Below are 6,413 nucleotides of genomic sequence, written 5' to 3'. Positions count from 1 at the left end.
TCCACCCACGCTGCGTCAGCCAACGCGAACGCCGCGGGCTATCAGGGCATCGGGCACCCGCCCGCCGGGGCTGCCCCGGCGATGGCGACGATGCCGGCGATGCCGGCGATGCCGCAACTTCCCCAGATGCCGATGGGCGGCATGGGCGGCGGCTTCCCCATGGGCGGCGGCATGCCCCTGGCACCCCTGGGCGCACTCGGAAACCTGTTCAGCGGCGCGGCCCGTCAGTCCGGTCCGGGCGGTGAGGGGAACGGAAGTACCGAGCTGGCGGGCATGGTGCGCAGCAACGGGGGCGGCGGCGCGGTGGGGGATCAGATCGTGCACAACGCATTGACTCAGCTGGGCGTGCCGTATGAGTGGGGCGGGGAGAAGCCTGGCGTCGGTATGGATTGCTCGGGTTTGGTGCAGTACGCCTATCACAAGGCGGGGATCGCGATTCCGCGCACCACGTACGACATGACGAACTGGGGTGTGCGCGTGCCGCCGAATCAGGCGCAGCCGGGCGACATTCTGCTGTGCAACCGGCAGGACGGGGCGTGGCAGCACGTGATGCTGGTGATGAACGACCACCAGACGGTGGAGGCACCGCAGCGGGGTGTGCCCGTGAGGATCGGACGTTGGCCCTCTGGCTCATTCGAGGTCAGACGGGCCGCATAGACAAAGCGTTTGAAGGGGAAAAGGGGAGACAGATGCCGCCGGGCGGTTTGAATTATGCGTCATTAGAGCAGGTTTCGGCGTGGCGATTCCTGCGCCACCGGATTGCGGTGGCCATCGGCCGGCGCAATGTGCGCCTGGTGCACGATCCGTCGAAGAACTCGATCGCCGCGTTGCGGGTGAGTTTCGTGGCGTCGATTGTGATCGTGGGGATCTGCTGCGTCATTGCGTTCATCAAGCCGCAGGGTCAGATCGGCAAGTCGAGCATGGTGGAGGCGCGTGGCTCCAACGGTGTCTATGTCGATGTGGGCGGCACGTGGCATCCGGTGCTCAACAAAGCAAGTGCCCGGCTGATCACCGGTCAGGCCCAGGACCCGACGTTGGTGCCGATGTCGGAAATCCTCAAACAGCCGATCGGGCCGATCCTGGGCATTCAGGGCGCTCCGGATGATCTGGGGGTCCGCAGCCCTGGCGACACCGGGTGGTCACTGTGCGACAAGCTGGGATCGCAAGGCTCCCAGGTCATTCCGCGGACCACCGTGATCGACGGCCTCGCCACGATGGGGGACTGGGCGCACACCATCGTCTCTCCTGAGGCGGCGCTGATGACCTACGGCGGGGAGAACTTCCTGGTCGCCGATGGCCATCGGTCGGCGATCGACCTGGCGGACAAGCCGGTCACGCTGGCGCTGGGGCTGCCGGTCGGCGACCTGCACCCGGCGGCGATGTCGCGCGCCCTGTACGAGGCATTGGCGCCGACGGCTCCGCTGCGGGTTCCGGACATCCCGACACCGGGCGGGCCGGTCAGTTACGCCAGTGCGGCATTGCCGTTGGTGTCGGGGAGCGTCATGAAAGTGTCTGACGTCACCGGTGATCCGCAGTTCTTCGTTGCCCTGCCCGCCGGGGTGCAGCGCATTCCTCAGACGGTGGCCACCATGATCATCAACGCCGCGGTGGTGCCGGGCGCGCAGGTGATGGTGGCCAAATCGGCGGCGCTGACGGCGATGCCGCAGGCGGTCGGGTTCGACACGAGCGTGTATCCGCCGGGGCTGGTCAAGCTGCTCGACAAGACCAATGAGCCGGTGACGTGCGTGACGTGGCGTCGTACCAACGGCGAACCGCAGGCGCAGGTTTCGACGGTGTCGGGGCGGCGGCTGCCGATCCCGGTCGGCGATGAGCGCCGCGTCGTGCCGTTCATCAGCGCCGGACCCAACACCGCAGATGAGGTCTATGTCAGCCCGGACGCGGCCAACTATGTACAGGTCACGGGCGTGCAGGCCGATTCCAAACGCGGCGAAAGCCTGTGGTTCATCGGGAACAACGGAACCCGATTCGGCGTGCCTGCGGCGGGATCGAACGGCGATGACCAGAGTCGTCAGGCGCTGGGACTGGACAAAGGCAAGGTGACGCCGACGCCGGCGCCGTGGGCGGTGATCAAGTGGCTGCCCGCTGGCCCGGCCCTGTCCAAGTCGGCCGCCCTCACCCAGCATGACACCTTGATGCCCGACCAGAACGCGGCGCCGATCCAGACCCCGAAGGCAGGTGCGTAACACGTGAGTACAACCGGTTTCATTCGGCAGGAAGTCAGTACGCCCTTCGTTCCGCAGGAAGCGATCCAGATCGCCGACCCCGCCGAAATCACCCGCCCGGCGCCGGCGAAACCGCCGACCTGGGTGTGGGTCGTCATGTTTGTGGTCGCGGCGGTCGTGCTGATGGTGTCGCTGTATTTGTCTGGCGCGCGCCAACTTTCAGGAGCCTCGTTCTTCATCTTCCCGATGATGCTGGTGTCGATGGTCGGCATGATGCGTAACCGAATGGGCTCCAACGGCAAAAAGGACCACGGTGCAGCGCTGAACCAAGACCGCGCGGTGTACTTGCGTGGAATCGACGAGCAGCGGGTCAAGATTCATGAAGCGGGCCGCGCGCAGGCAACCGAAATCTCCTACCACCATCCCACCCCGCAGGACGGCTCGCTGGGCACCTTGGTGGGCACCGACCGGATGTGGGAGCGCACCCCCGATGCCCGCAATTTCGGTCACGTGCGCATGGGTGTCGGAATCACCCGGCTACAGACCAAACTCCTTCCGCCGACGAAAGTTCCGCCACCGGAATTCCGGGAGACGGTCACCACGGTGGCAGCCCGTGATCTGCTGCGTGCCCAGAACGTCATCCACGATGTTCCCCGGCCGCTGCACCTGTTTGATCAGCGTGGCTGGAGCTTTTTCGCCGAACCGGAGCTGCGCGAGACGGTGCAGGGGATTCTGCGCGCGATGGTATGCCAGCTGTGCGTGTTCCACGGACCTGACGACGTACAGGTCGCCATCATCACCGATGACATGCAGGCCTGGGATTGGGCGAAATGGCTACCGCACGTGGGCGATGACGAGTTTGTCGACGCTTGTGGGCCGGCGAGGCTCATGTTCTCGGACGTGGGGGCATTCATGGAGCGCTTCGAGTCGTCGTTGGCGTCGCGGCGGCCGTTTCAAGCGCGGCAGGAGGGCGGCGAGTCGCCCGAGCGTTGGCTGGTGGTCGTGCTGGACCTGCCCGGAGCCAATGCCACGCCGATTTTGACCGAAGAGGGCCGGATGGGGTTGTCGGTGCTCGAAGCGACCGGTGACGAGCTCAGTGTGTTGGCTACCGGTGACACGGCGTTTTTCGTGGCGGCCGATGAGCACGGCACGGTCAATCTGCTCAAAGCAGCGAAAGCATAAGGGGGAATTCTCGCGATGGTTGCCATCACCAAGGAAGTACCGTCCGGGCTGCGTTTTGCCGCGGTTCCGGATGTCATGCCCATCTACGAAGCCGAAGCATTGGCCCGTTCACTGGCCCAGTACACCCCGACCGACGAGGCCGAGAAGTTGTTGGCCCAGCAGGCGGCTCAGGCGCGTGCGGGCCAGGACTTCACCGATGCGCTGAACATTTTCGACTTGCGAACGTGGAATCCGCGGCTGACCTGGAATGAACTGACCCCCGCACGCCGGCTGAGAGCTCCCCTCGGTAAGACCCCAGCGGGCGTGGTCGCAGAACTCGATTTGAAGGAGGCCGCTGAGGCGGGCATGGGCCCGCACGGGCTGATGGTCGGCATCACCGGCTCCGGCAAATCCGAACACCTCAAGTCGCTGGTGCTGGCGTTGTGCGCTACCCATTCGCCCGAGCAGCTGCGGATTCTGCTGGGCGATTTCAAGGGTGAGTCTGGTCTGGGTGATCTGGAACGATTGCCGCACGTTGAGGGCCTCGTGTCGAACCTGGAAGGCAGCCGGCACAAGCTGGTTCGATTCCAGTCGGTGTTGCGTGGCGAGTTGGGTCGGCGCCAGGAGATGTTGAAGGCTGCGGGCTTCAAGGGTGTGCGCGAGTATGAGGCGGCCCGCGCCGCGGGCCGCACCGATTTGGAGCCGATCGGCGCGCTGGTGCTGGTCCTCGATGAGTTCGCCCAGATGCTGGTGTTGCTCCCGGAGATGGGCGGCACGATGGACGAGGTCGCCCGGCTGGGGCGTTCGTTGTGGATTCACATTCTCAACGCTTCCCAGCGCGTGGAGGGCGGCAAGGCGCAGGGCATGCACTCGCAGCAGCAGTTCGCGATCGGTATGAAGGTGAAAACCGCCGGTGACTCGCGCGCCGCGATCGGTTCAACGCGGGCGTACGACGAATTCAAGAGCAAAGACGCCCCGCCGGGATCGGCGTTCCTGGTCGTCGACGACGACCACACCCGCTACCGTGCCTTCTACTCCTCCGGTCCGTACACACCGCCGAAAATCAGTGCAGCGGAACGGGATCGCGCCGAAGGCCAGTATCTGCCGGTCACCAAATTCACCAGTGCGATGTCCGCGTTGCCCGACACGATCGGGATGGAGGACGAGGACGAGTTTGATGAGTCCGACGTCGCCGAGGCGGTGGTGCAGACAGTCGACCAACTGATGGTCGACCGCATCTGCGAGGCCGCGCGTACCTTGCCACGCGGGCACCGGATGTGGAAGCCCGACCTGGAAGAAACCGAGAAGCTGCCGATCGACGAGATCGTCACCGAGTACTGGCACCGGGAGCGTTGGCAGGATTTCACCGAAGATTCGGGCCTGGTGGCGCCGTACGGCCGGGAAGACGACTGGTACTGGCATTCTCAGGATGTCGTCGCGGTCGACTTGGGTAGCACCCATGGTGGTGTGGCTGGGGCGCCGCAGGCCGGCAAGTCCACGGCCCTGCGGACGTTGATCATGTCGTTGGCGATGGCCAATTCCCCTGCGCGGGTGCAGTTTTACGGCCTTGATTTCGGCGGTGGCAAGCTGGCGAGCCTGGCCAGCCTTCCCCATGTCAGCGGTATCGCAGCGACCGGCGACGATGAGCGAATCGGTCGGGTGGTCTCTGAGGTCGAGCGGATTCTGCGTAACCGCAAGCGCGAATGGGGACGTTTTGGCGAGTCGGGCTTGGACCTGGCGCGGTACCGGGCGGCCAAGTTCGGCCCGAACAAGATGCCGGTGCCCGATGACCAGCACGGCGACGTGTTTCTGGTCGTCGACAACATCAGCAAGCTCAAGACGGAAATGCTCGACATCCACGACCGGATCATCGCGCTGGCGGACGGGTCCTTGAGTTTCGGCGTGCATGTCATCATCGCCAACGACAAGTGGCTGACGATCAAAAACGAGGACAAGCTGCTGGCCAAAGTTGAACTGAAGCTAGGCGACAAATCCGACTCAAAGATGGACCGGCAGGCCGCCGCGGATGTGCCCAGCAAGCAGAAAGGCCGGGGCCTGGTCGCCTCCGGCAATCACATGCTGGTTGCGGTGCCGTATCTGTCGGAGTTCAGCGAGCTCAGTGACACCGAGGCGACGGAGGCGACCGCCAAGGCCGTGGCAGCCGAGTGGGCCGCCCGTGGGTTCGGTCCCGCGCCGCGGCTGCGGCAGCTGCCGCCCGAGGTCGACTTCGATGAGCTGCCGCCGATGCCTACTACCGCGCCGCGACACGCGCTGCCGGTGGGGATCGGCGAGCGGGAGATGAGCACCGTGTGGCTGGACCTGCAGCAGTATCCTCACGCGTGGTGCACCGGAACCTCGCGGTCCGGTCGCAGTGTGTTCTTGCAGACCGTGTGCGCCGCTATTCAGCAGCGCTACACCCCCGAACAGGCGCAGATTATCGCGTTCGATCCGTCGGAGGACCTGGCTGACGCGATCAGTGACCGTTACCGCACGGTGTACCTGAACCAGCACAAGGAGATCGCTCAAGCCAGCGCCGAGTTGGCGCAACGGCTCGAGATGCGCAAGCCGCCGGCGAATCTGCATCCACGCGAGTTGCGGCAGTGGCGTGCGAACGTGGTGCGGCCGAAATGGTTCATCATCATCGACGACCTGCACCTGCTCACGCCGGCGAACACGTACAGCTCGCTGACGGCGCCGTTGGTCGGGCCGGCCGAATCGGCGAAGAATCTGGACCTGCACATCATCGCGTCGATCACGATCGACAACTGGTACGCCAAGGGACAGTCGCACAAACTGCTCAGCGCCATGAACACCGCCGGTGCCTCGGTGGTGGTCCTGGACGGAAACCCGGCAGAAAAGATCATCGACCAGGTGCGACCGGCGTCGCGGGCACCGGGGCGAGGCGAACTGTACGAGCGCAAAGCCGGCGGCCAGCTCATGCAGATCGCGCTGCCTCCGCTGCTGGTGGAGACAGCCGAGTAGTGCCCCGTGATCGCGGCGCTCGATGCGTAGGGCGTCAGAAAATTAGTGTCGGCAATATGGCGCAGGTATTGGGATAATGGTGGTAAG

Annotated in this window: 4 protein-coding genes; all 4 read left to right on the top strand. The window is 65.0% G+C overall.

All coding sequences use genetic code 11. The annotated features are described in order from the left end of the window. The coding region (locus tag TL10_RS23530) for a C40 family peptidase (RefSeq protein ID WP_131630795.1) at positions 1-657 on the top strand (657 nt) is incomplete at its 5' end. A 32-nt stretch (positions 658-689) separates the two neighbouring features. After that, a complete protein-coding gene (gene eccB, locus TL10_RS23525; protein ID WP_043987578.1) occupies positions 690-2,204 on the top strand; it encodes a type VII secretion protein EccB in 1,515 nt (504 codons plus the stop codon). Positions 2,205-2,207: 3 nt separating this feature from the next. Beyond that, positions 2,208-3,365 (top strand): hypothetical protein, encoded by a 1,158-nt coding sequence (locus tag TL10_RS23520; protein WP_043987577.1) that lies wholly within the window; start codon positions 2,208-2,210, stop codon positions 3,363-3,365. Between the two features lie 15 nt (positions 3,366-3,380). Next, positions 3,381-6,326 (top strand): type VII secretion protein EccCb, encoded by a 2,946-nt coding sequence (eccCb, locus tag TL10_RS23515; protein ID WP_043987576.1) that lies wholly within the window; start codon positions 3,381-3,383, stop codon positions 6,324-6,326. The last annotated feature ends 87 nt before the right edge of the window (positions 6,327-6,413 follow it).

Origin of the sequence: Mycolicibacterium llatzerense, assembly GCF_000878195.1 — a bacterium.
GTDB lineage: Bacteria > Actinomycetota > Actinomycetes > Mycobacteriales > Mycobacteriaceae > Mycobacterium > Mycobacterium llatzerense.
This window is presented reverse-complemented; position numbering and strand designations above follow the sequence as displayed.

Coding starts and splice junctions, on each gene's coding strand:
- eccB (WP_043987578.1), top strand. CDS start 690: ATGCCGCCGGGCGGTTTGAATTATGCGTCATTAGAGCAGGTTTCGGCG.
- eccCb (WP_043987576.1), top strand. CDS start 3,381: ATGGTTGCCATCACCAAGGAAGTACCGTCCGGGCTGCGTTTTGCCGCG.